This window comes from Acidovorax sp. LjRoot204, assembly GCF_056175785.1.
Genome location: NZ_JBGFFF010000376.1, coordinates 1 through 1,065 on the forward strand (window position 1 = coordinate 1; position 1,065 = coordinate 1,065).

Below are 1,065 nucleotides of genomic sequence, written 5' to 3' on the forward strand. Positions count from 1 at the left end.
GTGCAACGCTGATCGCCCCTGTTGTATAACGCCGGTGGACAGCGCCGGCACCCCGCCAGCGCCGAGGCCGCAGGCAGGGAAGGGATGAGCAAGGCAGGGTGGGTGATGGTGCTGGCCGCGCTGATCGCGCCGGCGGCGGCCGCGCAGAATGCGCCCGTGCGCACCGCTGAAGAGCAGCAGGAGATCTCCGAGGCCGCACGCCTGGCAGTCGAGGATGCGGTCGCAGCCATGGCCACAGAGCATCGGGCGCACAGGGATGAGGCCAGGGTCACCGTCTGGGACGCCATCTCGTACTACAAGCGCTACAAAAATGAACCCGGCACGCGATGGCTCGATCTGTTCGAGGGCCTGGATGGCCCATGGTTGGCGGATCTGCGCACAGTGCAGCCCAACGGTCCTGTCAGCAGCGTGTGGGTGCAGATCCCGGGTCGCAAGGGCGAGGCGGCGTACTATCGCCAGCACCTGTCGTTCACCTGCAAGGCACGAACCAGTGCGGTTCRCACCTGGGTTGCGTATCGCGCAGACGGCAGCGTTCTGCTCTCTGAGAATGATCCGGCCGCGCCATTCCAGCCCGTTGTGCCCGGGTCCAATGCCGAAGAGGTCATGGACTGGATGTGTGCCGGAGTGCAGTGATCGCCGGCACCAGGTGACAGGTGGGGCGGGTCCAGGCTGGCGCCTGCTTTCGCCCACAAGCGCTACACAGCGAACCGCTCACCTGGGGTTATGTAGGAACCCGCTGTTCGCGGCGGCCGCCACGGCCGGCTGTGCATCGTCGTGGACGACCCGCGGTGTCGGATCGGGGTAGAGTTCTGCCAACGGCAAACAGAGGAAGCGTTCCGATGGCAGGACGGTATCGCCGTAGGACTGATCCGCACGAGAAGAGTATGGGCTCTTACGAGCAGGCGGCGTGGTATGACGCCATCCGCATGGCTCGGCACGTGGCCGACGACTTCGCCGAGTCCAAAGGCATCTCTATCAGAGCGATCCACCGCCGATTCGAGGCTTTCTCCGTAGAGCAGATCAGAGAGTTTGATAGCAAGTATTGGCACCTGATCGGCGAGTATG

Annotated in this window: 2 protein-coding genes; both read left to right on the forward strand. The window is 64.5% G+C overall.

Annotated features, from left to right (window positions below; genetic code table 11):
* Positions 1–105 precede the first annotated feature (105 nt).
* Positions 106–633, forward strand: coding sequence for a surface-adhesin E family protein (locus tag AC04MI_RS25515; RefSeq protein ID WP_476499085.1), 528 nt, complete (start codon positions 106–108; stop codon positions 631–633).
* Positions 634–884: 251 nt separating this feature from the next.
* Positions 885–1,065 (forward strand): hypothetical protein (locus AC04MI_RS25520; RefSeq protein ID WP_476499086.1); only part of this gene is annotated, 181 nt, incomplete at its 3' end.